At 70.6% G+C, this 22815-nt stretch carries 21 protein-coding genes; 2 read left to right on the forward strand and 19 right to left on the reverse strand.

Annotated features, from left to right (window positions below; all coding sequences use genetic code 11):
- The 10 genes from atpD to ACH0A8_RS12585 all read right to left on the reverse strand — a co-directional run bounded on the left by atpD (position 1) and on the right by ACH0A8_RS12585 (position 9141).
- A complete protein-coding gene (gene atpD, locus ACH0A8_RS12540) occupies positions 1-1455 on the reverse strand; it encodes a F0F1 ATP synthase subunit beta (RefSeq protein ID WP_066654617.1) in 1455 nt (484 codons plus the stop codon).
- A gap of 46 nt (positions 1456-1501) precedes the next feature.
- On the reverse strand, positions 1502-2404 hold the full coding sequence (locus ACH0A8_RS12545; RefSeq protein WP_069710758.1) for a F0F1 ATP synthase subunit gamma: 903 nt from the start codon (positions 2402-2404) through the stop codon (positions 1502-1504).
- Positions 2405-4033 (reverse strand): F0F1 ATP synthase subunit alpha, encoded by a 1629-nt coding sequence (atpA, locus tag ACH0A8_RS12550; RefSeq protein ID WP_066654625.1) that lies wholly within the window; start codon positions 4031-4033, stop codon positions 2405-2407. It abuts the gene before it with no gap.
- 109 nt (positions 4034-4142) lie between these two features.
- The gene (locus ACH0A8_RS12555; RefSeq protein WP_066654626.1) at positions 4143-4937 is read right to left on the reverse strand and encodes a F0F1 ATP synthase subunit delta; all 795 of its coding nucleotides are present in this window, start codon (positions 4935-4937) and stop codon (positions 4143-4145) included.
- A 2-nt stretch (positions 4938-4939) separates the two neighbouring features.
- Positions 4940-5494 carry a F0F1 ATP synthase subunit B gene (locus tag ACH0A8_RS12560; RefSeq protein WP_066654628.1) on the reverse strand — a complete coding sequence of 185 codons (555 nt, stop codon included), beginning with the start codon at positions 5492-5494 and terminating at the stop codon, positions 4940-4942.
- 9 nt (positions 5495-5503) lie between these two features.
- Positions 5504-5740 carry an ATP synthase F0 subunit C gene (gene atpE, locus ACH0A8_RS12565; protein ID WP_027465781.1) on the reverse strand — a complete coding sequence of 79 codons (237 nt, stop codon included), beginning with the start codon at positions 5738-5740 and terminating at the stop codon, positions 5504-5506.
- A gap of 62 nt (positions 5741-5802) precedes the next feature.
- On the reverse strand, positions 5803-6588 hold the full coding sequence (gene atpB / locus ACH0A8_RS12570; protein ID WP_144411309.1) for a F0F1 ATP synthase subunit A: 786 nt from the start codon (positions 6586-6588) through the stop codon (positions 5803-5805).
- 179 nt (positions 6589-6767) lie between these two features.
- Positions 6768-7247 carry a hypothetical protein gene (locus ACH0A8_RS12575; protein ID WP_406907305.1) on the reverse strand — a complete coding sequence of 160 codons (480 nt, stop codon included), beginning with the start codon at positions 7245-7247 and terminating at the stop codon, positions 6768-6770.
- Complete coding sequence (locus ACH0A8_RS12580) at positions 7244-8470, reverse strand: MraY family glycosyltransferase (RefSeq protein WP_066654629.1); 1227 nt, start codon at positions 8468-8470, stop codon at positions 7244-7246. Before ACH0A8_RS12580 ends, ACH0A8_RS12575 begins: the two co-directional genes overlap by 4 nt.
- The gene (locus ACH0A8_RS12585) at positions 8467-9141 is read right to left on the reverse strand and encodes an L-threonylcarbamoyladenylate synthase (protein WP_066654631.1); all 675 of its coding nucleotides are present in this window, start codon (positions 9139-9141) and stop codon (positions 8467-8469) included. Before ACH0A8_RS12585 ends, ACH0A8_RS12580 begins: the two co-directional genes overlap by 4 nt.
- A 25-nt stretch (positions 9142-9166) precedes the next feature.
- Between ACH0A8_RS12585 and ACH0A8_RS12590 the strand changes: the two genes are divergently transcribed.
- Positions 9167-9826 carry an HAD family hydrolase gene (locus ACH0A8_RS12590; protein ID WP_406907306.1) on the forward strand — a complete coding sequence of 220 codons (660 nt, stop codon included), beginning with the start codon at positions 9167-9169 and terminating at the stop codon, positions 9824-9826.
- A gap of 123 nt (positions 9827-9949) precedes the next feature.
- Here the strand turns inward: ACH0A8_RS12590 and prmC are convergent, their stop codons facing one another.
- From prmC to argS, 9 genes are all read right to left on the reverse strand, one after another.
- Complete coding sequence (prmC, locus tag ACH0A8_RS12595) at positions 9950-10825, reverse strand: peptide chain release factor N(5)-glutamine methyltransferase (protein ID WP_406907323.1); 876 nt, start codon at positions 10823-10825, stop codon at positions 9950-9952.
- Between the two features lie 19 nt (positions 10826-10844).
- Positions 10845-11927: a peptide chain release factor 1 gene (gene prfA, locus ACH0A8_RS12600; RefSeq protein ID WP_066654635.1), complete on the reverse strand. Its 1083-nt coding sequence runs from the start codon at positions 11925-11927 to the stop codon at positions 10845-10847.
- A 3-nt stretch (positions 11928-11930) separates the two neighbouring features.
- Positions 11931-14147, reverse strand: a complete 2217-nt coding sequence (gene rho, locus ACH0A8_RS12605) for a transcription termination factor Rho (RefSeq protein WP_406907307.1) — start codon at positions 14145-14147, stop codon at positions 11931-11933.
- 177 nt (positions 14148-14324) lie between these two features.
- A complete protein-coding gene (gene thrB / locus ACH0A8_RS12610; protein WP_251155148.1) occupies positions 14325-15281 on the reverse strand; it encodes a homoserine kinase in 957 nt (318 codons plus the stop codon).
- 32 nt (positions 15282-15313) lie between these two features.
- Complete coding sequence (gene thrC / locus ACH0A8_RS12615; RefSeq protein ID WP_066654638.1) at positions 15314-16393, reverse strand: threonine synthase; 1080 nt, start codon at positions 16391-16393, stop codon at positions 15314-15316.
- A gap of 50 nt (positions 16394-16443) precedes the next feature.
- Positions 16444-17763 (reverse strand): homoserine dehydrogenase, encoded by a 1320-nt coding sequence (locus ACH0A8_RS12620; RefSeq protein ID WP_066654640.1) that lies wholly within the window; start codon positions 17761-17763, stop codon positions 16444-16446.
- Positions 17764-17819: 56 nt separating this feature from the next.
- On the reverse strand, positions 17820-19220 hold the full coding sequence (gene lysA, locus ACH0A8_RS12625) for a diaminopimelate decarboxylase (protein WP_066654642.1): 1401 nt from the start codon (positions 19218-19220) through the stop codon (positions 17820-17822).
- A gap of 87 nt (positions 19221-19307) precedes the next feature.
- Positions 19308-20063, reverse strand: a complete 756-nt coding sequence (locus tag ACH0A8_RS12630) for a DUF2993 domain-containing protein (protein ID WP_251155060.1) — start codon at positions 20061-20063, stop codon at positions 19308-19310.
- Between the two features lie 303 nt (positions 20064-20366).
- On the reverse strand, positions 20367-22037 hold the full coding sequence (argS, locus tag ACH0A8_RS12635) for an arginine--tRNA ligase (RefSeq protein ID WP_251159739.1): 1671 nt from the start codon (positions 22035-22037) through the stop codon (positions 20367-20369).
- Positions 22038-22109: 72 nt separating this feature from the next.
- Here argS and ACH0A8_RS12640 point away from each other — a divergent pair, with 72 nt between their 5' ends.
- Positions 22110-22682, forward strand: a complete 573-nt coding sequence (locus ACH0A8_RS12640; RefSeq protein WP_400429014.1) for a hypothetical protein — start codon at positions 22110-22112, stop codon at positions 22680-22682.
- Positions 22683-22815 lie beyond the last annotated feature (133 nt).

Consider the following 22815-nt stretch of genomic DNA (forward strand, 5'->3'; position numbering starts at 1 on the left):
TCAGCGGTTCTCCTTCTGGATCTGCGCCCACTTCTCTTCGACGTCGTTGATGCCACCGACGTTGAAGAAGGCCTGCGTCGCCACGTGGTCGAACTCGCCGTCGGCGATCGCGCGGAAGGACTCGATCGTGTCCTTGAGCGGGACCGTCGAACCCTCGACACCCGTGAACTTCTTGGCCATGTAGGTGTTCTGCGAGAGGAACTGCTGGATGCGACGAGCGCGCTCCACCGTGATCTTGTCCTCTTCGGAGAGCTCGTCGACACCGAGGATCGCGATGATCTCCTGCAGCTCCTTGTTCTTCTGCAGGATCTGCTTGACGCGCGTCGCCGTCTCGTAGTGGTCGGCACCCAGGTACCGGGGGTCCATGATCCGCGACGTGGAGGTCAGCGGGTCGATGGCCGGGTACAGACCCTGCGACGCGATCTCACGCGAGAGCTCGGTCGTGGCGTCGAGGTGCGCGAACGTGGTCGCCGGAGCCGGGTCGGTGTAGTCGTCGGCCGGCACGTAGATCGCCTGCAGCGAGGTGATCGAGTGACCACGCGTCGAGGTGATGCGCTCCTGGAGCACACCCATCTCGTCGGCGAGGTTCGGCTGGTAGCCCACCGCGGACGGCATGCGACCGAGCAGCGTCGAGACCTCGGAGCCGGCCTGCGTGAACCGGAAGATGTTGTCGATGAAGAGGAGCACGTCCTGCTTCTGGACGTCGCGGAAGTACTCCGCCATCGTCAGCGCCGACAGGGCCACGCGCAGACGCGTTCCCGGCGGCTCGTCCATCTGGCCGAACACGAGGGCGGTCTTGTCGAAGACACCCGCCTCTTCCATCTCGCCGATGAGGTCGTTGCCCTCACGGGTGCGCTCGCCGACACCGGCGAACACCGACACACCACCGTGGTCCTGCGCGACGCGCTGGATCATCTCCTGGATGAGGACCGTCTTGCCGACGCCCGCACCACCGAAGAGGCCGATCTTGCCACCCTGCACGTACGGCGTGAGGAGGTCGATCGACTTGATACCGGTCTCGAACATGGTGGTCTTCGACTCGAGCTGGTCGAAGGCCGGGGCCTTGCGGTGGATCGGCCAGCGCTCGGTGATCTCGAGCTTCTCGTCGGTGTTGAGCACGTTGCCCAGCACGTCGAAGACCTTGCCCTTGGTGACGTCGCCGACGGGGACCGAGATCGGGGCGCCCGAGTCACGGACCTCCTGACCACGGACCAGGCCGTCGGTCGGCTTCAGCGAGATGGCGCGGATCAGGTCGTCGCCGAGGTGCTGCGCGACCTCGAGGCCGATCTCCTGCGACGAGTCACCGATGGTGATGGTCGTGTACAGGAGGTTGTACATCTCCGGGATGGCGTCGTGCGGGAACTCGATGTCGACGACGGGACCCGTGACACGGGCGATCCGGCCGACACCGGGCGCCGACGACGTCTCGACCGCGGTGGTGGCGGTGTCGGTCATGGCTGGTGCCTTCCTGAGGGGTTCTGTCCGCGAGCTTCGCGGACCACTACTTCTTCTTCGACGAGAGGGCGTCGGCGCCGCCGACGATCTCGGAGATCTGCTGGGTGATCTCGGCCTGACGCGCGTTGTTCGCGAGACGGGTGAACTCGCTGATGAGCGAGTCGGCGTTGTCACTGGCGGACTTCATGGCCTTCTGCCGGGCGGCGTGCTCGGAAGCAGCCGACTGCAGCATGGCGTTGAAGATGCGGCTCTCGATGTAGACCGGGAGCAGCGCGTCGAGGACGGCGTCCGCATCGGGCTCGAACTCGTAGAGCGGCAGGGGCTCACCGTTCGACGGCTCCTCCACACCCTCGACGACCTCGAGCGGGAGCAGGCGCACGACCTGCGGCTCCTGGGTCGCGAGGCTGATGAACCGGTTGAAGACGATGTGGATCTCGTCCACGCCGCCCTCCGCCGTGTCCTGGAGGAACTTCGACACGACCGCGTCGCCGATCTCCTTCGCCGTCGAGAACTCCGGCTGGTCCGTCCCGCCGATCCACTGCCGCTCGGACGGGCGCTCGCGGAACGCGAAGTACCCGACCGACTTGCGACCGACGAGGTAGAACACGACGTCCTTGCCCTCGCTGCGGAGCAGGGAGGCGAGCTCCTCGCCCTGCTTGAGGACGTTCGAGCTGAACGCGCCGTTCAGGCCGCGGTCCGAGGTGAACAGCACCACGGCTGCGCGGGTCGACGACTCGGGCTCGGTGGTCAGCACGTGGTCGACGTTCGAGAACGTCGCCACGGCCGACACGGCCCGCGTCACGGCCCGCGAGTACGGACCGGACGCGGCCATGCGCGCCTGTGCCTTCTGGATCCGCGACGCCGAGATCAGCTCCATCGCGCGGGTGACCTTCTTCGTGGTCTTCGCCGACTTGATGCGCTGGCGGTAGACCCGGACCTGTGCCGCCATCTAGCGACGACCCTTGACGATCTGCTCCTGGTCGACGTCCTCGGCCTGGGCCGCGTCGAACGACTCCGAGCCGAGCGTCTTGCCGTCGCTCGTCTGGAAGCCCTTCGTGAAGGCGTCGATCTCGCGGTCCATCGCGGCGACGGTCTCGTCGCTGAGCTGGTTCGTCTCACGCAGGGTGGTCAGGACGTCGGAGTTGCGACGCAGGTGCTCGAGCAGCTCGGCCTCGAAGCGGAGCACGTCGGGGACGGGCACCTCGTCGAGCTTGCCGTTCGTGCCGGCCCAGATCGAGACGACCTGCTCCTCGACCGGGTACGGCGAGTACTGCGGCTGCTTGAGGAGCTCCGTCAGGCGCGCACCACGGTCCAGCTGGCGACGCGACGCCTGGTCGAGGTCGGACGCGAACATCGCGAACGCCTCGAGCGAGCGGTACTGCGCGAGCTCGAGCTTGAGCGTGCCGGAGACCTTCTTGATCGACTTGACCTGGGCGTCACCACCCACGCGGGACACCGAGATGCCCACGTCGACGGCCGGACGCTGGTTCGCGTTGAACAGGTCCGACTGCAGGAAGATCTGGCCGTCGGTGATCGAGATCACGTTGGTCGGGATGTAGGCCGAGACGTCGTTCGCCTTGGTCTCGATGATCGGGAGACCCGTCATCGAACCGGCACCGAGGTCGTCGGACAGCTTCGCGCAACGCTCCAGCAGGCGGGAGTGCAGGTAGAAGACGTCACCCGGGTAGGCCTCGCGGCCCGGCGGACGACGCAGGAGGAGCGACACCGCACGGTAGGCCTCGGCCTGCTTCGACAGGTCGTCGAAGATGATCAGGACGTGCTTGCCGCCGTACATCCAGTGCTGGCCGATGGCCGAACCGGTGTAGGGGGCGAGGTACTTGAAGCCGGCCGGGTCGGAGGCCGGGGCGGCGACGATGGTGGTGTACTCCATCGCACCGGCGTCCTCGAGCGCACCCTTGACGGAAGCGATCGTCGAGCCCTTCTGGCCGATGGCGACGTAGATGCAGCGGACCTGCTTGTCCTCGTCGCCCGACTCCCAGTTGGCCTTCTGGTTGATGATCGTGTCGATCGCGATGGCGGTCTTGCCGGTCTGGCGGTCACCGATGATCAGCTGACGCTGACCGCGGCCGACGGGGATCATCGCGTCGATGGCCTTGATGCCGGTCTGCAGCGGCTCGTGGACCGACTTGCGGGACATGACGCCCGGGGCCTGGAGCTCGAGGGCACGGCGACCCTCGGCCTGGATCTCGCCGAGACCGTCGATCGGGTTGCCGAGCGGGTCGACCACGCGGCCGAGGAAGCCGTCGCCGACGGGAGCCGAGAGGACCTCGCCGGTGCGGGTGACCTCCTGGCCCTCCTCGATGCCGCCGAACTCGCCGAGCACGATGGCGCCGATCTCGTCCTCGTCGAGGTTCTGCGCGAGACCGAGGGTCCCGTCCTCGAAGCGGATGAGCTCGTTCGCCATGACGCCGGGCAGGCCCTCGACGTGCGCGATGCCGTCGCCCGCGTCGGTGACGTGCCCGACCTCGGCCGTGGAGGCCTTCGTCGGCTCGTAGTTCGAGACGAAGTCCTTCAGGGCATCACGGATCTCATCGGGGCTGATGGTGATGTCTGCCATGGGATTTTCCTTGTTGGTTTCCGGGGCCCTGCGGCTCCGAGAGGGTGATGCTGCCCGGTGATGGACAGTTCCCGTTGTGGACTTGGAGGGGTCGGCTTCGACGGTACGCTCAGCCGGCCAGCTGGAGCCGGAGCTCCGACAGGCGCGTGGACACCGTGCCGTCGATGACGTCGCCACCGACCTGCACGCGCATCCCGCCGACGACCGCGGGGTCGACGACCTGGTTGACGCTGATGTCCTTGCCGTACCGCTCGCTGATGCCGCGGGCGACGCGAGCCGCCTGACCGTCCGAGAGCGGGGCCGCGGTGGTCACCGTGGCGACGAGCTTGCCGGCCTGGTCGGCCACGATGCGCGAGGCATCGCGGACGATCTCACCGATGCGGCGGCCGCGCGGCTGCTGCACGAGGTGCTCCAGGATCGCGGTGGTCTGCGCCGAGACCTTCGAACCGACGAGCCGCTGGACGAGCGCAGCCTTCTCCGACGGGCTGCCGAGCTTCGTGCCCAGTGCCAGCTCGAGCGCCGCGTCCGAGCGGACGGCGGTCTCGAAGGAGAACAGCTCGGCCTCGATCGACGTCTCCGACGATGCGGTTCCGGCGACGGCGCGGATGCCCGCGTCCTCGACACCCGCGAGCAGGTCCGACGGCGAGGACCAGCGCGAGCCGGCCACCGCGGTCAGCACCGCACGCGTCGCCTCGGACTGACCGGCGAAGACGCGGTCGATGAGGACCTTCTTGCCGACGACGTCCGCGGTCGGGTCCGCCAGCAGTCCGAGCAGCTGGGACGAACCGGCGATCGCACGCCCGGTGGAGAGGATCTCGATGCCCGTGGCGAGGTCGACCGACCCGCCGAGGTCAGCGAGGACCGCCCGCGTGGACGAGAGTGCGGACCGCGTGGCGCTCCGCATGCTCAGCGCTCCCCGGCCGGCTGGCCCTGGGACGCCTCGAGGTCGGCGATGAAGCGGTCGACGACCGCAGCCGACTTCGCGTCGTCCCGGAGGGACTCACCGATCACACCGGAGGCGAGGTCGAGGGCGAGGGTGCCCACCTCGCTCCGCAGCGACTGGAGCGCGCTCTGCCGCTCGGCCTCGATCTGCGCCTGGGCGTTGGCGGTGATGCGTGCTGCATCTGCCTGCGCCTGCTCGCGGACCTCGTTGCCGATCGCGGTCGCGTCGGCACGGGCCTGCTCGCGGATGCGCGAGGCCTCGGCACGCGCGTCGGCGAGCTGCTTGTTGTACTCGTCGAGTGCAGCGGCGGCCTGCTCCTGAGCGGCCTCCGCCTTCTTGATGCCACCCTCGATGGCCTCGGTGCGCTCATCGAGCATCTTCGTGATGCGCGGCGTCACGACGCGCCACATCACGAGGAAGATGATGACGAAGGCCACCGCGGACCACACGATGTCGTACACCGGTGGGATCAGCGGATTGTGGGTCTCCTCCGCCGCGATGATGAGTGCAGTCTGCATCGAGAAGCCTTAGTTGGTGAAGATGAAGTACGTCGCGATACCGATGAAGGCCAGGGCCTCCGTGAAGGCGATACCGATGTACATGAGGGTCGTCAGACGGCCCTGGAGCTCGGGCTGGCGAGCGACGGACTCGATCGTCTTGCCGACGACGATGCCGACGCCGATGGCCGGACCGATCGCAGCGAGGCCGTAGCCAACCGTCGCGATGTTGCCGTTGATCTCCGCGAGAACGGTCGTTGCGTCCACGTGTTTTCCTTTCGAGTGCGGCCCGACGGATGTCGTGCCGTATGGGGGTCAGAAGGGGTCGGTCAGTGCTCGTCAGCCAGCGCGAGCTGGATGTACACAGCGGTCAGCAGCATGAAGACGTACGCCTGCAGCAGCGCGACGAGGATCTCGAAGAAGCTGAACGCGATGCCGAACGCCAGGGTCCCGATGCCGAAGAGCTTGAAGAGGCTCTCGGCGTCGAAGAAGAAGAACCAGGTGGCCGAGAAGAAGAGCACCAGGAGGAGGTGACCCACGACCATGTTCATGAGCAGTCGCAGCGTCAGCGTCACCGGACGGAGCACGAAGGTCGAGACGAGCTCGATCGGCGTCACGATGATGTAGAGCGGCCACGGGACACCGGGCGGGAAGAGCGCGTTGCGGAGGAACGTGCCCGGGTGCTTGCGGAGGCCCGCGTAGATGAACGCGACGTACGCGACGATCGCCAGGATCATCGGCATCGCGATGCGGCTCGTACCGGCGATGTTCATGAACGGGATGAGACCCGTCAGGTTCATGAACAGGACACCGAAGAACACCGTGGCCAGGAGCGGCAGGAAGCGCTTGCCGTCCTTCTCACCGAGGTTGTCGAAGGTGTTGCGGCGGACGACGTCGAACGCGTACTCGATGAAGGCCTGTCCGCGGTTCGGGACGAGCTTCAGGGCACGGGTCCCGACGAACGCGAAGACGAGCAGCACGGCCACCGCGAACAAGCGGATGAGGACGATGCGGTCCATCTCGATCGGGGTCCCGGCGAAGAAGATCGGGTCCGGGAAGAACTCGTTGATCGACGGACCATGGAATTCGGCGGCCTTGCTGCTCCCCGCCGCCACGGTGTTGGCCGCGGCGGTGAGGGACAGGGGAAGAGCGTGGGATAGCAGCGCTGTCTCCTGTGTCGGCGCGCGCACACACGGCACGCGATGGTGGACTTTGTGGAGGCTCGTCCGCTCCGAGCGAGGCTCCGGACGCGGACTTCGAGAAGCCTATCAGGTGCGAGAGGCTTCTCGGGCTCTCAGGGCCGTGGGGTGTCGTTCCCAGGATCGACCGCGTCGCCGGGCAGGTGCACCCCGATCGGGATGCGGGCCTTGGCGACCGCCACCACGTCGATCACGAGCGACCCGACGACGCCCGCGATGATCACCACGGCGAGCACCGGGAAGTCCACCCAGGCGCGGTCGCGCAGTGCGAGCAGGACCACCAGGAAGAGCACGAACTTCAGGATCCACGTCCCCATCACGATCCCGAAGAAGGCGCCCGAGATCATCTGCCCCTTCGACACCCGGAGGGCGACGAGCACCGAGACCGCGGTGAGCCCGAGGAACACCACGCTCAGCACGGCGCCGAGCAGGCCACCGGCGAGTCCCGGCGTCCCGGCGACGACGAGCCCGACGGCTCCCCCGACGACGGCCAGGCCGACGGCGAGGAGGGCCGCCCAGAGGAGGATCCGGCGGAACACCGGCCGGACGTGGTCGAGGGCGTTCGGTGCGGTCACGAGGGGTCTCCAGGGATCGTTCGGTCGTTGGCGGCGCGGTCGAGCGGATCGAGGCTGGCGTCGACGACGGTGTTCGAGCGGGTGGCGGCCTGCGCGGCGAACTCCGCGCGCTTCCGGCCGAGCGGGGCGAAGGTGGCGATCGCGCACACGGTGAAGCCGATCGCGACGACGGTGACCACCCAGTACCACTCGACGAAGAGGAACAGCAGGCACCCGACGGCGACGGTGGCCGTCCACGCGTAGAAGATCAGCACGGCGTGGAAGTGGGAGTGCCCCATGTCGAGCAGACGGTGGTGCAGGTGCTTCCGGTCGGCCGAGAACGGCGACTTGCCCGCGCTGAGCCGACGGGTGACGGCGAGCCCGAAGTCGAGGATCGGCACGATCAGGATCGCGAAGGGCAGCAGGATCGGGATGAACGCCGGCAGCAGGGCCTGGCGTGTCGAGATGACCGCGGGGTCGATGTTGCCCGTCACGGACACGGCGCTCGTGGCCATCAGGAACCCGACGAGCAGCGCGCCGGCGTCGCCCATGAAGAGCTTCGCCGGGTGCCAGTTGAGGACGAGGAACCCCGTGCAGGCACCGACGAGCACCGCCGTGAGCAACGAGGGCAGGTTGAAGAAGAACTCCGTCTGCACGACCACGCGGTTGATGAAGAACGTGTAGAGGAAGAACACGCCGCCGGCGATGATCGCGACCCCGGCGACCAGGCCGTCCAGACCGTCGATGAAGTTGACGGCGTTCATCACGAGCACGACGGCGAGCACGGTGAAGATCAGGCTCATGTAGGACGACCCGACCCCGAGCGTGTTGCCGATCGGCAGCGACACGATCGCCACGCCCTGCCAAGCCAGGATCCCCGCAGCGATGATCTGCCCGGCGAGCTTCGTCATCCAGTCGAGGTCCCAGATGTCGTCGGCGACACCGAGCACCACGATGATCGTCGCACCCGCGAGCACCGCGATCACGCGCCCGGGTTCCGAGAACACGAGCCGGAAGTAGTCGGTCCCCGCGATGGAGGGGAAGAGGAACCAGGCCGCCAGCAGCGACACGATCACGCCGAGGTACATCGCGATCCCGCCGAGCCGCGGTGTGGGCGTGCGGTGCACGTCGCGCTCGCGGACCTTCGGGTACCAGCCGTAGCGCAGGCCGAGCTTCCACACGGCCCAGCTGCAGACGAAGCTCACCACGGCCGCGATGGCCCCGGCGAGCAGGTAGTACTTCACGTGACGAGGTCGGCTCCGACGACCCGGACGATGTCCTCGTCGGCGATCACCCCGTGTCGGACGATCGTCAGCTTCCCGCCGGTCGAGAGGCCGGTCGCGTCGACGATGGTCGACCCGGTCGAGGCGGCGAAGCCGTCGTGCACCGCGAGCGGTCCCCCGTCGAGGTAGACCGACACGCTGTCGCCGAGCATCGACTCGGCCCGGTCCACGTCCATCGCGGCAGGGTCACCGGTCGAGTTCGCGGAGGAGACCGCGAGCGGTCCGACCTCCTGCAGCAGCTCGAGGGCGATGCGCGAGTCCGGCATGCGGAGCGCGACGGTCCCCCGGGTCTCCCCCAGGTCCCAGTCCAGCGACGGTTGCGCGCGCAGGATGACGGTGAGCCCGCCGGGCCAGAACTCGTCGACCAGGTCGCGGACCTGCTGCGGGATCTCGGTCGCCAACGCCTCGAGCGTCGGCGGTCCGGGGATCAGCACCGGGGGCGGCGACTGGCGGGTGCGGCCCTTGGCGTCGAGCAGGCGCTGGACGGCGGTCGCGCTGAAGGCGTCCGCCGCGACGCCGTAGACGGTGTCGGTCGGGACGACGACGAGTTCTCCCCGGCCGAGGGCGGCACGTGCGAGCCGCATCCCGGTCAGGAGCCCGTCGGGGTCGGTGCAGTCGTATCGGGAGGCCATGACTCGACGATGATAGTGCGACACAATGGACGGCATCGTGAACGAGACGCCCGCGCCCCGACTCCTGTTCCTCTTCGACATGGACGACGTGCTCGTCCGGTACGACTGGCGGGTCCGGATGGCGGCCCTCGGTGAGTACACCGGACACTCCTTCGAGGAGCTCCGCCGACGCTGGTGGGACTGCGGCCACGAGTCCCGTGCCGAGGCCGGGCACTTCCCCGACGGGGACACCTACCTCGCCGCCTTCGCCGAGGCGATGGGGTGTGCGGTGCCCGAGGCGGACTGGGCGCGCATCCGCGGCGCGGCGATGACCGAGCTGCCCGAGCGCATCGAGGCCGTCCGGATCGCGTCCGAGCACGGCCGTGTCGGCCTGCTCACGAACAACGGTCCGCTCGCGGGCCGGTGGATCGGGAGGTGGGCACCGTCGTTGCCGCCGCTCTTCGGCGAGCACCTGGACACGACGAGCAACTTCGGCGCGCGCAAGCCCGAGCCCGAGGTGTTCGAACGGGCGCTCGCGCACCACGGTGTGCCCGCCGAGCGCGCGTTCTTCGCCGACGACATGCCGGTCAACGTCGAGGCGGCCCGCTTCCTCGGCATCCACGCGGTCCTGGTCGAGGAGCACACCGACCTGCGCAGAGCGGTCCGCGCCTTCGTCGCAGCCCAGCAGCGGGTCGCCACCGCCTGACCCGTCACGTCCGCGACAAGCGACGAGCGCGGTTCCTCGCAGCGCTGTACCGCTGCGCAGCTCCGCCGAGGTCGCGTCGTGCGGGCACCGGGACGACGGCCGGGAGGCCCGGAGCCACCCCGCCTAGCGGGTGGCGGTGGTCGTGCGGTCGCGCCCCGTCAGGTCGACGTGCGTCTCCGGGGACCGGAACCCCCGCCGTGCGAGCACGTCGCGCACGCCGGCGCCCTGCTGCTCGGCGTGCTCGATGACGAGGAGCCCTCCCGGGACGAGTAGCCGCCAGGCGGTGTCGGTGAGTGCCCGGACGGCGTCGAGCCCGTCGAGTCCCCCGTACAGCGCGAGCGCCGGGTCGTGGTCGCGGACCTCGGGGTCGACGGGCACCATGTCGTCGGGGACGTACGGCGGGTTCGAGACGACGACCGAGACCGTGCCGTCGAGCTCCGGGAGCGCGTCGGCGAGGTCGCCCTCGACCAGTCGGACGGTGCCGCCGTGCGCGTCGATGTTGCGCCGGGTCCAGGGCAGCGCCTCGGGTGACCGCTCGACCGCGTAGACGAGGGCGTTCGGCACCTCGGTGTCCATCGCGACGGCGATCGCCCCGCTGCCGGAGCCGAGGTCCACCGCCACCGGCTCGGCCACCGCGGTCGCACGCAGTGCGTCGATGCCGAACTGCACGACGCCCTCGGTCTCCGGCCGGGGCACGAAGACGCCCGGCCCGACGGACAGCGTCAGCGCCCGGAAGTGCGCCTCGCCCGTGATGTGCTGCAGCGGCTCGCGGGTGGTGCGACGGGCGACGGCGTACCGGAAGCGCTCGACGTGCTCCGCCGCGATGGCGCCGCCCGTCAGGGCACGGGCCTGCACGGCACCCCGCGACGTGTCGGTCGCCCAGGCGAGCAGGAGTTCGGCGTCGACGCGCGGGGTCGGGACACCGCGCGCGACGAGCGCAGCGGTCGCCTCGTCGAGGAGGCGATCCGCTGCGGACGTGGGACGACTGTCGGAGGTGATCCGTGCCTCCAGACCGGGCCTAGGCGTCCTGGTCGCCGATGGCGGCCAGGCGTGCCTCTTCGTCCGCCTGGATGGCGGACCGGACGACGGGCTCGAGCGCACCGTTCATCACGCGGTCCAGGTCGTACGCCTTGTACCCGGTGCGGTGGTCCGCGATGCGGTTCTCCGGGAAGTTGTACGTGCGGATGCGCTCCGAACGGTCCATGCCGCGGATCTGCGACTTGCGCGCGTCCGAGGCGATGGCGTCGAGCTCCTCCTGCTGTCGCGCGAGGATGCGGGCGCGCAGGACGCGCATGCCGGCCTCACGGTTCTGCAGCTGGGACTTCTCGTTCTGCATCGCCACCGTGATGCCCGTGGGCAGGTGGGTGATGCGGACTGCGGAGTCGGTCGTGTTGACCGACTGCCCGCCGGGGCCGGACGACCGGTAGACGTCGATCTTGAGGTCGTTCTGGTTGATCTGGACCTCCTCGGGCTCGTCCACCTCGGGGAACACCAGCACGCCGGTGGTCGAGGTGTGGATGCGTCCCTGCGACTCGGTCGCCGGCACGCGCTGCACCCGGTGCACACCGCCCTCGTACTTCAGGTGCGCCCAGACGCCCTGGGACGGGTCGGTCGCGTTCGACTTGATCGCGACCTGCACGTCCTTGTAGCCGCCGAGGTCGCTCTCGGTCCGCTCGAGGAGCTCGACCTTCCAGCCCTTCGTCTCGGCGTAGTGCGAGTACATGCGGAGGAGGTCGGCCGCGAAGAGCGCCGACTCCTCACCGCCCTCACCGCCCTTGATCTCCATGATGACGTCGCGGCCGTCGTCCGGGTCCCGCGGGATGAGCAGCCGGCGGAGTCGCTCCTGGCGCTCCGACAGCTGCTCCTGGAGCGCCGGGACCTCGTCCGCGAACGCCTCGTCCTCGCGGGCGAGCTCCTGGGCGGCGGCGAGGTCGTCCCCCGCCGCCTGCCAGGCCTCGTACGCGGCCTTGATCTGGTTGAGCTCGGCGTACCGCCGGTTCACCTTCTTCGCGCGGGCCGCATCGGCGTGGAGCGCGGGGTCCGACAGCTGCTGCGTCAGGTCCTCGTGTTCCGCCAGCAGCCCGGCCACCGACTCGAACACGCGTTACTCCTGGTGGCCGTCGTGGCGACCGCCGGTCGTGGGGACCGACTTCTGCACCTGGACCAGGAACTCGACGTTCGACTGCGTCTCCTTGAGGTTGCGGAGGACGACGTCGAGCGCCTGCTGCGGGTCGAGCCCGGCGAGGGCACGGCGCAGGCGCCACGTGATCTTGACCTCGTCGGCGGAGAGGAGCTGCTCCTCGCGCCGGGTGCCGGAGGCGTTGATGTCGACGGCCGGGAAGATCCGCTTGTCTGCGAGGTGCCGGTTGAGGCGGAGCTCCATGTTGCCGGTGCCCTTGAACTCCTCGAAGATGACCTCGTCCATCTTGGAGCCGGTCTCGACGAGCGCGGTGGCGAGGATGGTCAGCGAGCCGCCGTCCTCGATGTTGCGCGCAGCGCCGAAGAACCGCTTCGGCGGGTACAGGGCCGCCGAGTCGACACCACCGGAGAGCACGCGGCCGGAGGCCGGCGTCGCCAGGTTGTAGGCGCGGCCGAGACGGGTGATCGAGTCGAGGAGCACGACGACGTCGTGGCCCAGCTCGACCAGGCGCTTCGCACGCTCGATGGCGAGCTCGGCGACCGTGGTGTGGTCCTCCGCCGGACGGTCGAAGGTCGAGGCGATGACCTCGCCCTTCACCGAGCGCTGCATGTCGGTGACCTCTTCGGGCCGCTCGTCCACGAGCACGACCATGAGGTGCGCCTCGGGGTTGTTCTTGGCGATCGCGTTGGCGATGGCCTGCAGCACGACGGTCTTGCCGGCCTTGGGCGGCGAGACGATGAGGCCGCGCTGACCCTTGCCGATCGGTGCGACCAGGTCGATGATGCGCGTGCTGAGCTTCGCCGGCTCGGTCTCGAGGCGGAGACGCTCGTTCGGGTACAGCGGGGTCAGGTCGTGGAACTCGACACGGGCCGCTGCCTCGTCCGCGGTCTGGCCGTTGACCGAGTCCACCTTGACGAGCGCGTTGTACTTCTGGCGCGCCTGCTGCTCGTTGTCGCGCGGCTGCTTGATCGCACCGACGATCGCGTCGCCCTTGCGCAGGTGGTACTTCTTCACCTGGCCGAGGGACACGTAGACGTCGCTCGGTCCCGGCAGGTAGCCGGTCGTGCGGACGAACGCGTAGTTGTCGAGGACGTCGAGGATGCCCGCGATCGGGATGAGGACGTCGTCCTCGGTGATCTCCGGCTCGAACTCGTCGTTCTGGCCGCCGCGGCCGCGCTTGCGGTCACGCTGACGACGACCGCGGCCGGCCTCGGCCTCGTCGGCGTGCTGCTGCTGCTGCTGCTGGGCGTTCTGCTGCTGGCCGTTCTGCTTCTGCTGGCCGTTCTGCTTCGGCTGACGGTCGTCCTGCTTCGCGTCGCCGGACTTCTGCTCGTCCTGCTTGCCGTTCTGCTTCTGCTGCTGACCGTTCTGCTGGCCGGCGTTCGCCTGGCCGCCGTTCTGCTGGCCGCCGTTCTGCTGGCCGCCCTGCTGGTCACCGCTCTGCTGTTCGGTGCCCTCGGCGTTCTGCCCGCGGCCACGACCGCGACCACGGCTGCGACGTCCGCGGCGCGAACCGCCCTCGCCCTGCTGGTCGGCCTGGTCGCCCTGGTCCGTCGCCGAGGTCGGCTGCGCGCCGGTCGCCTCGTCGGTCTCGGGGGCAGCGGCCTGCTCGGCGCCGTCCCGCTGCTGGCCGCCGTCCTGCTGGCCGGCGTCCTGGTTCCCGCGGCGGCCGCGGCGGCGACCGGACTGCGCGGCCTCCTCCGCGTCCTTCTCGGCACGGACCTGGTCGAGCCCCGCGAGCAGGTCCTCGGTGCCGGTGTGCCCGTGGTTCGTGTGCTCCGCGGCCGAGGTCTGCGCGGTGTTCACCGTGCCGGCCGAGGAGGCGCGGCGCGAGCGGCGACCGCGGGGCTCCGGAGCCGACTCCGTCTGGTCGGCTGCGGCGTCGTCGGCGGCCGGCGAGGTCGCCGGTGCGGCCAGCGTCGGCTGCTCGGCGGGGGTCTCCTGCGCCGCGGGTGCGGCCTCCGCGGCGGCGGGTGCCTCGTCGGCCGGCGTCTCGGCAGCGGGGGCGGCGTCGTCGGTCGCGAGGCGCTTGTCCTCGATCGACGCGATGAGGTCGCCCTTGCGGAGCTTCGAGAGCCCCGTGATGCCGAGCGAGGAGGCGATGCGCTGGAGCTCCGGGAGACGGAGCGCGCGCAGGTCGCTGGGGATCTCCACCGGGGTGGAGTCGTTGACGTTCGTCAAGGTCGGTGTTTCCTTTCGAACCGCAGAACGCGGAGAGTTTCCACCGTCCCGGCGCATGGGTGCGCTGCGACCGCCGTTCAGACGACGGACCGGGATTCGGTGATCTGAAAGAGAGTGCCCCCGCGCACCGGACCCTGCGCCAGCGCCGACGGATCCGGTTCGGATCGGTCTGTGCGCCTACGCTGGATCGGCTTCGAGCGCCGAGTGCGGCACCACTGTAGCACCACCGAGGTCCACGGCCAGCATGAGCGCCCGCCAGTCGGACTGCGCGTGTCGCGCCACCAGGTCGGCCGCGGTGAGGCGCTGTGCCGGGTCGCTGCCCAGCACGAGCAGGCTCGGCCCGGCGCCGGAGACCACCGCGGCGAGCCCGTGCTGCCGCAGCAGACCGATCAGTGCGTCGGTCTCCGGCATGGCGCTCGCACGGTACGACTGGTGCAGCCGGTCCTCGGTCGCGGCGAGCAGCAGCTCCGGGCTCTGGATGAGGGCGGCGACGAGCAGCGCCGAGCGCGACACGTTGAACGCGGCGTCCTCGTGCGGCACGCTCGCGGGCTGCAGGGACCGCGCGAGCTTCGTCGAGAGCGTCGACGTCGGCACGAAGACCACCGGCGAGACGCCTCGGTGCACCAGCAGGCGCTTGACCGCGGGACCCTCGGCGGTCATCCACGCGATCGTCAGACCACCGAAGAGCGCCGGAGCGACGTTGTCGGGGTGGCCCTCCATCTCGGTGGCCAGGGTGAGCAGGGTCGACGCGTCGAGGTCGACGACCCCTTCGAGCAGGCCGCGGGCCGCCATCAGCCCGGCGACGATGGCGGCGGCCGACGAGCCCATGCCGCGGCCGTGCGCGATCGCGTTCACGGCGTGCAGCTCGAGTCCGGGCTGCTCCACACCGGCGTGCTCGAGGCCACGACGAACGGCCTGCACCACGAGGTTCGACTCGTCGGTGGCGACCTCACCGGCACCGACGCCCTCGACGATCACGGTCGCGCCGGGCTCCGGGCGGACGCGGACGACCACCTCGTCGTAGACCGACAGCGCCAGCCCGAGCGAGTCGAAGCCCGGGCCGAGGTTCGCGGAGGTCGCCGGGACCCGCACACGGACCGCCCGTCCGGCCGGTACAGCGCTGCGGGCGGTCACGCCCTCCCCCGGTCCGGACGAGCGGTCGACGCTCACGCGGAGCCGACCAGTCCGAGCACCTCGGCGACCGACTTCGTGTCGACCGGGACGCTCGTCGGTGCGACCTCGCCGCCGTCCTCCGTGCGGAGGGCCCACTGCGGGTCCTTCAGGCCGTGGCCGGTCACCGTGATGACGACCTTCGCGCCCTGCGGCACGACACCGGCGTCCGCACGCTCGAGCAGCCCGGCGACGCCGATGGCCGACGCGGGCTCGACGAAGACCCCGACCTCGGCGGACAGGATGCGGTGCGCGGCGAGGATGCCCTCGTCGGTGATGGCACCGAAGTAGCCGTCGGTCTCGTCACGCGCCTCGAGCGCGTACTGCCACGACGCCGGGTTGCCGATGCGGATGGCGGAGGCGATGGTGTCCGGGTGGCGGACGACCTCGCCGGAGACGATCGGGGCGGAGCCGGCGGCCTGGAAGCCGAACATGCGCGGCATCCGCGTCGAGCGGCCCGCGGCGACGTCCTCGCGGTAGCCGCGGGAGTACGCGGTGTAGTTGCCCGCGTTGCCGACCGGCAGGAAGTGGAAGTCCGGGGCGTCGCCCAGCACGTCGACGACCTCGAACGCGGCGGTCTTCTGTCCCTCGATGCGGTCGTTGTTCACCGAGTTGACCAGGTGCACCGGGTAGTTGGCGGCGAGGTCGCGCGCGATGTCGAGGCAGTCGTCGAAGTTGCCCTGCACCTGCAGCAGCTGGGCGTCGTGCGCGACGGCCTGGCTGAGCTTGCCCATCGCGATCTTGCCCTCGGGCACGAGCACCGCGGCGGTGATGCCCGCGTGCGTGGCGTAGGCGGCCGCCGAGGCGCTGGTGTTGCCGGTCGACGCGCAGATGACGGCCTTCGCGCCGTGCTCGACGGCCTTCGAGATCGCCATCGTCATGCCGCGGTCCTTGAACGACCCGGTCGGGTTCATGCCCTCGAACTTGACGTACACGTCCGCGCCGGTGCGCTCCGACAGGCGTCGGGCCGGGATGAGCGGCGTGCCGCCCTCGCCGAGGGTGACGACGGGCGTCGCCTCGGTGACGTCGAGACGGTCGGCGTACTCGCGCAGGACTCCCTGCCACTGGTGGGCCATCAGGCTCTCCTTGTTCGGTGTTGTGCAGTCGGGTTGCTGACGGTGCGGGGCTAGGCCCCGACCACCCGCAGGACGCTGGTGATCTCGACGACGACGTCCTCGCTCCGGAGCGCGACGACCGTGGCGGCCAGGTCGGACTCGCGGGCGAGGTGCGTCCCGATGACGAGGTTCGCGGTGCCGGCCGTGCCGTCGCCCGGGTCGGTCGCGGCGGACTGCTCGACGGTCTCGACGCTCACGCCGTGCTTCGCCAGGACGCCGGCGACGGTGGACAGCACGCCGGGGGCGTCGGCCACGTGCAGCGTGATCTGGTAGCGGGTGCGGACCGTCCCGATCGGGAAGACCGGCAGCGCCGACTGGGTCGACTCCGCGATGCCGGGGCCGCCGATGACGTGACGACGGGCGGCGGACACCAGGTCGCCGAGCACGGCCGACGCGGTCTCGACGCCACCGGCACCGGCGCCGTAGAACATCAGGTCGCCGGCGGCCTCGGCCTCGACGAACACGGCGTTCTTCGCCCCGTGCACACTGGCGAGCGGGTGCGACTCCGGCACGAGCGCCGGGTAGACACGGGCGCTGACGCCCTCGACGCCGTCCTCGTCGGTCAGGCGCTCGGCGGTCGCCAGGATCTTCACGACGTAGCCGGCCTTCCGCGCGGCGCGGACCTGCTCGATCGTGACGGCGGTGATGCCCTCGCGGTGCACGGCGGCCAGGGGCACGGAGGTGTGGAACGCGAGCGAGGCGAGGATGGCGGCCTTCTGCGCGGCGTCGTAGCCCTCGACGTCGGCGGTCGGGTCGGCCTCGGCGTACCCGAGCTCCGTGGCGGTCGCGAGGGCCGCCTCGAAGGTCGAGCCCTCGCGGTCCATCAGGTCGAGGATGAAGTTCGTCGTGCCGTTGACGATGCCCATGATCCGCTCGATGCGGTCGCCCGCGAGCGAGTCGTGCAGCGGCCGGATGATCGGGATCGCGCCGGCGACCGCGGCCTCGTAGTAGAGCTGTGCGCCGACCTGCTCCGCCGCGGCGAAGAGCTCGGGGCCGTGCGTGGCGAGGAGCGCCTTGTTGCCGGTGACGACGTCCGCACCGGACTGCAGCGCCTGGAGCACCAGCGTGCGCGCGGGCTCGATGCCGCCGATCAGCTCGACGACGATGTCCGCGCCGAGGATGAGCGACTGCGCGTCCGTCGTGAAGAGCTCCTTCGGCAGGTCCACGTCGCGCGGAGCGTCGAGGTCCCGCACCGCGATGCCGACGAGCTCGAGTCCGGCACCCGCGCGCGAGGCCAGCTCGTCGCCGTGCTCGAGGAGCAGGCGCGCCACCTGGGAACCGACGGAGCCGGCTCCGAGCAGCGCGACGCGGACGTTGCGGTATTCGATCATGTGGTGCGCATTCCTGTGGGGCGGGCGGCAGCCCGGTCGGGTCGGGGTCAGCGGCGTCAGCCGGCGACGACCCCCGTGTCGCGGGCGAGCAGGTCGTCGATCGACTCGCCACGGACGAGGATACGGGCTGCGCCGTCCGCGACCGCGACGACCGGCGGACGGCCCACGTGGTTGTAGTTGCTGGCGAGGGACCAGCAGTAGGCACCGGTCGCCGCGACGGCGAGCAGGTCACCGCGGTGCACGTCGCCCGGCAGGTACTCGTCGTTCACGACGATGTCGCCCGACTCGCAGTGCTTGCCGACGACCCGGGTCAGCACCGCCGGGGCGTCCGAGCTGCGGGCGAGCCGGGCCGTGTAGTCGGCGCCGTACAGCGCCGGACGGGCGTTGTCGCTCATGCCGCCGTCGACCGACACGTAGGTGCGGGTCGCCGAGGAGCCGTCCTCGGTCTCCAGCGAGACGGGCTTGACGGTGCCGACGCGGTACAGCGTGGTGCCGGCCGGGCCGACGATGTAGCGACCGGGCTCGACGGCGATCTCCGGGACGGGGATGCCCCGCTCGGTGCAGGCGTCGGCGACGATCGTGGCGAGGGCCTCGGCGACGTCCTCGGGCGCGAACGCCTCGTCTGCCTCGGTGTAGTCGATGCCCCACCCGCCGCCGAGGTTCAGCTCCGGGACCGGACCCGTCGCCACGAGTTCGGCGTGCACGTCCATCAGTCGCCGAGCTGCCTCACGGAACCCGGACTCGTCGAAGATCTGGGACCCGATGTGCGAGTGGAGCCCGACGAAGGCGAGCGACGGCTCTGCCCGGACCGCCGCCGCGGCGGCGACGGCCTCGCTCAGGGGGATGCCGAACTTCTGGTCCTCACGCGCCGTGGCGAGGTACTCGTGCGTCGAGGCGTGCACGCCGCTGTTGATCCGGATGCGCACGCGCTGGACCGTGCCGGCGTCGGCGGCGGCACGCGCGACGCGGCCGATCTCCTCGTGGCTGTCGAGGACGATCGTGCCGAGGCCGACCTCGACCGCGCGGGCGATCTCGGCGTCCGACTTGTCGTTGCCGTGGAAGCCGAGCAGCGCGGGGTCCGCTCCCCCGGCCAGCGCGACGGCGAGCTCACCGGCGGTGCACACGTCCAACCGCAGTCCGGCCTCGGTCATCCACGCGGCGACCTGGGTCGTGAAGAACGCCTTGGCGGCGTAGTACACGTGGGCCCGCGTGCCGATGCGGGCGAACGCCTCGGTGAAGGCCGTGCGGACCCTCGACGCGCGTGCCTGGACGTCCCGCTCGTCGACGACGTAGAGCGGGGAACCGAACCGGGCGACCAGGTCCGACGCCGTGATGCCGCCGACGGCGAGCTCACCGTCGTCCGTCCGCGTGGCCGAGGCCGGCCAGATGCGCGCGGTCAGCGCGGAGGCGTCGGCGGGGAACCGCAGCCGCGGCGGGGCAAGGGGGTTGGCGCTCACGGGACCCGATCCTACCGAGCCGCCACGGGCCTCCAGGCCGGTGTTACGCCCGTCGACCGCGGTGGTGACGCGCCGGGATCGACGGCGTCAGCCGCAGTCGCCGACCGTGCGCAGGCCCTGCTCGGTCAGCGGCAGCGAGTCGGCGGTGACCCGGACGGTGGCCTCGGCGGAGGTCACGTCGACGGACCGGACCCGGAGCTGCTCGGGCAGGAACTGCGCCGTGCAGACCTGCACCGGGACGCCCGTGACGCCGGGGATGCGGTCGACCTTCAGGCCGAGGTCCGAGTTCGTGATGCGGACGCTCTGCGGGGTGATCGTGACGCCACGGCCGTCCTGCTGCGCCACCACGTCGCCGGTGGCCGCGTAGCCGATGTCGTACCCGAGCACCGCGGTCGAACCGGACAGCTCGACGCCGCCGTCGACGAGCCGGAGCCGCTCGAACAGCGGGCTGTACTTCGCCAGGTCCTGCACGCTCGTCGCGGCGAGGGTGACGTGGCCGTCGACGTCGTGCACGTCGCCCTTGCCGTCCACCGGGACGTCGCGAGCGGTGACGTCGGCGGCCAGCGGGACCCCGTCGACGGTCAGCCGGTCCGAGGTGATGTCGACCCGGTCGAGCGTGCCGGCGAGCAGCTGCGGGACGACGATGCCCTCGGCGTGTGCGGTGACCTCGCCGGTGGCGCCCTCCGGGAGGGACTGCTCGACCTGGTCGGCGATGATCCGGTCGACGACGCCCCGGAGCACGAACTCCGCGACGACGACGAGCGCGGCGAGCACGAGCACCAGGACGACGAGGACGACGGGCCAGCGACGGCGCTTCCGGGAGGGCTCGGTGGCGACGGACATGCGTCCCACCCTGCCAGGTGCTCCCCGCAGCCGGCCTGGAGGCGCGGTGTGCGCCCGGTGTGCGCGCTGCGGCGGGCGGGGCGCGCCGCAGCGCGACGTGCTCGCGCACGAGCGGAAGCACGTCGCGCCACGTGATCACCTGGCGCGACGTGCTTCCGGTTGTGCGGACGCGTGCAGGGCGCGCCGGCGACGAACCATTGAAACGACATCGAACCAGGCGGATCGCCTGGTTCGATGTCGAGAACGTGGTTCGACGCGACGCGACGCGACGCGACGCCGCGCAAGCGCGCGCCGCGCGCCGCGCTACATGCGCTCGGGCGCGCTCACCCCGAGCAGGCCGAGACCGTTGCGGACGACCTGCCCGGTCGCGTCGTTCAGCCACAGGCGCGTGCGGTGCAGGTCCGACACGGCCTCGTCGCCGAGCGGCGTCACCCGGCAGGAGTCGTACCAGCGGTGGTACAGCCCGGCGAGCTGCTCGATGTACCGCGCGATGCGGTGCGGCTCGCGGAGCTCCGCGGCCTGGCGCACCACGCGCGGGTACTCGGCGAGGGCTCCGAGGAGGGCGCTCTCCGTCTCGTGCGTGAGCAGGGACGCGTCGAACGCGGAGCGGTCCACGCCCGAGGCCGCAGCGTTGCGGGCGACCGACTGCGTGCGGGCGTGGGCGTACTGCACGTAGAAGACCGGGTTGTCGTTGGTGCGCTTGGTGAGCAGGTCGAGGTCGATGTCGATCGAGGTGTCGCTCGCGAACCGCACGAGGGCGTAGCGACCGGCGTCGACACCCACGGCGTCGACGAGGTCCTCCATCGACACGATCGTGCCGTTGCGCTTCGACATGCGGAAGGGCTGGCCGTCCTTGAGCAGGTTCACCATCTGGCCGATGAGGATCTCGAGGTTCTTGCCGGGCTCGTCACCGAACGCCGCGCACATCGCCATCATGCGACCGACGTAGCCGTGGTGGTCCGCGCCGAGCATGATGAGGTTGCGCTCGAACCCGCGCTCGCGCTTGTCGAGGTAGTACGCCAGGTCGCCCGCGATGTACGCCGGCTGCCCGTCGGACTTGATCACGACGCGGTCGCGGTCGTCGCCGAAGTCGGTCGTGCGGAGCCAGAGCGCACCCTCGGCCTCGTACATCTTGCCGAGGGACTGCAGCCGCTCGATGGCCCGCTCGACGGCCTTCGACTCGTGCAGCGAGTTCTCGTGGAAGTAGACGTCGAAGTCCACGCCGAAGTCGTGCAGCGAGGACTTGATGTCGGCGAACATGAACTCGACGCCCTCGCGGCGGAACAGCTCCTGCGCCTCGTCGCGCGGCAGGTCACGCACGTCGGTGCCGGCGGGCAGCGTCGCGATGACCCGCGCGGCGATCTCGCCGATGTAGGCACCGCCGTAGCCGTCCTCCGGCGTGGGCTCCCCCAGCGCCGAGGCGACGAGCGACCGGGCGAAGCGGTCGATCTGTGCGCCGTGGTCGTTGAAGTAGTACTCACGGGTGACGAGGCCGCCCTGCGCCTCGAACACGCGGGCGAGCGAGTCACCGACGGCGGCCCAGCGCACACCGCCCATGTGGATCGGACCGGTCGGGTTCGCGGACACGAACTCGAGGTCGATGGACACGCCCTCGTACAGGTCGCCGTGTCCGAACGCGTCGGCCTGGTCGACGATCGTGCGGGCGATCTCACCGGCGGCGGCGGCCTCGAGCGTGATGTTGATGAAGCCGGGGCCGGCGACGTCGACGGACGCGACACCGTCGAGCTCGGTCAGCTCGCCGGCGATCTCGGTCGCGAGCTCGCGCGGGTTCGTACCGAGGCGCTTCGCGAGCTGCATCGCCGCGTTCGAGGCCCAGTCGCCGTGCGCACGGTTCTTCGGCCGCTCGAGGGCCACGTGGGACTCCCCGATGGTCACGGTGTCGGACGCGCCTCGTCGCTCGACGATCCCGGTCAGGATCGACAGGTACGCGGCGGAGAGTTCGGCAGGAGTCACGAGGGTCGAGTCTACCGGGACGCCCAGGTGCCTCGCGGGCCGGTGCCGGACGGCGTGCAGCATCATGGCTGGATGACCTCCCGCAGCCGTGTCCGGGCGATCACCGTCGCCCTGCTCTCCGTGTCCGCCGCCGTCGCCCTGTCCGGCTGCACGGGCGGGTCCGACGACGCGGCCCCGAGCGCGAGCGCCACCCCGATCGGCACCGCCGTGCGGCAGACGTGCGCCGAGCTGCTGCCCACGAGCGTCCTCGCCGTCTACGGCAAGACCTTCGAGCAGGACACGACCTGGACGCCCGCGAAGGGCACGCCGGCCGCGACGATCGCCCGCCAGCGCGGCCGGGTCTGCCACCTCGTCGCCACCGACGACCCGTCGACGACGATCACGCTCGCCGTGGCGCACCTGCCTGAGAAGTCGCTCACGACGCTCAAGGACGCCCTCTACGAGCGCGGTGGGTCCGTCCCGACCTACCGCGTCGAGGGCTACTACGCGCTGGACGACGGCGTCGGCCGCGCGGACGCCTTCCCGGATCCGTACTGGGTCACCACCGAGTCGACGCTGTACACCGAGCCCGGCGGGGCGCAGCCCGTCGTGGACGCGGTGCGCTCCGTGCTGCTGCCGTCCGCGTCTGCCAGCCCGGCGGGCTGACGGCACCGCAGCCGGACGGGAGGCACGGTGCGGGCCCGTGCCGCGCCTCCCGTCCGACGGCGGTCGCGACACGGACGCGACACGCGCTGTCGGGACCGGCTCGCGTTACCTGCTACGGTTGATCTCACCCACG

It is taken from the genome of Curtobacterium sp. 179-B 9B NHS (assembly GCF_045370965.1).
Lineage (GTDB): Bacteria > Actinomycetota > Actinomycetes > Actinomycetales > Microbacteriaceae > Curtobacterium.

Coding starts and splice junctions, on each gene's coding strand:
- thrC (WP_066654638.1), bottom strand. CDS start 16,393: ATGGCCCACCAGTGGCAGGGAGTCCTGCGCGAGTACGCCGACCGTCTC.
- ACH0A8_RS12590 (WP_406907306.1), top strand. CDS start 9,167: ATGGACGGCATCGTGAACGAGACGCCCGCGCCCCGACTCCTGTTCCTC.
- atpD (WP_066654617.1), bottom strand. CDS start 1,455: ATGACCGACACCGCCACCACCGCGGTCGAGACGTCGTCGGCGCCCGGT.
- ACH0A8_RS12640 (WP_400429014.1), top strand. CDS start 22,110: ATGACCTCCCGCAGCCGTGTCCGGGCGATCACCGTCGCCCTGCTCTCC.
- ACH0A8_RS12555 (WP_066654626.1), bottom strand. CDS start 4,937: ATGCGGAGCGCCACGCGGTCCGCACTCTCGTCCACGCGGGCGGTCCTC.
- atpA (WP_066654625.1), bottom strand. CDS start 4,033: ATGGCAGACATCACCATCAGCCCCGATGAGATCCGTGATGCCCTGAAG.
- ACH0A8_RS12560 (WP_066654628.1), bottom strand. CDS start 5,494: ATGCAGACTGCACTCATCATCGCGGCGGAGGAGACCCACAATCCGCTG.
- ACH0A8_RS12545 (WP_069710758.1), bottom strand. CDS start 2,404: ATGGCGGCACAGGTCCGGGTCTACCGCCAGCGCATCAAGTCGGCGAAG.
- ACH0A8_RS12620 (WP_066654640.1), bottom strand. CDS start 17,763: ATGATCGAATACCGCAACGTCCGCGTCGCGCTGCTCGGAGCCGGCTCC.
- ACH0A8_RS12585 (WP_066654631.1), bottom strand. CDS start 9,141: ATGGCCTCCCGATACGACTGCACCGACCCCGACGGGCTCCTGACCGGG.
- ACH0A8_RS12630 (WP_251155060.1), bottom strand. CDS start 20,063: ATGTCCGTCGCCACCGAGCCCTCCCGGAAGCGCCGTCGCTGGCCCGTC.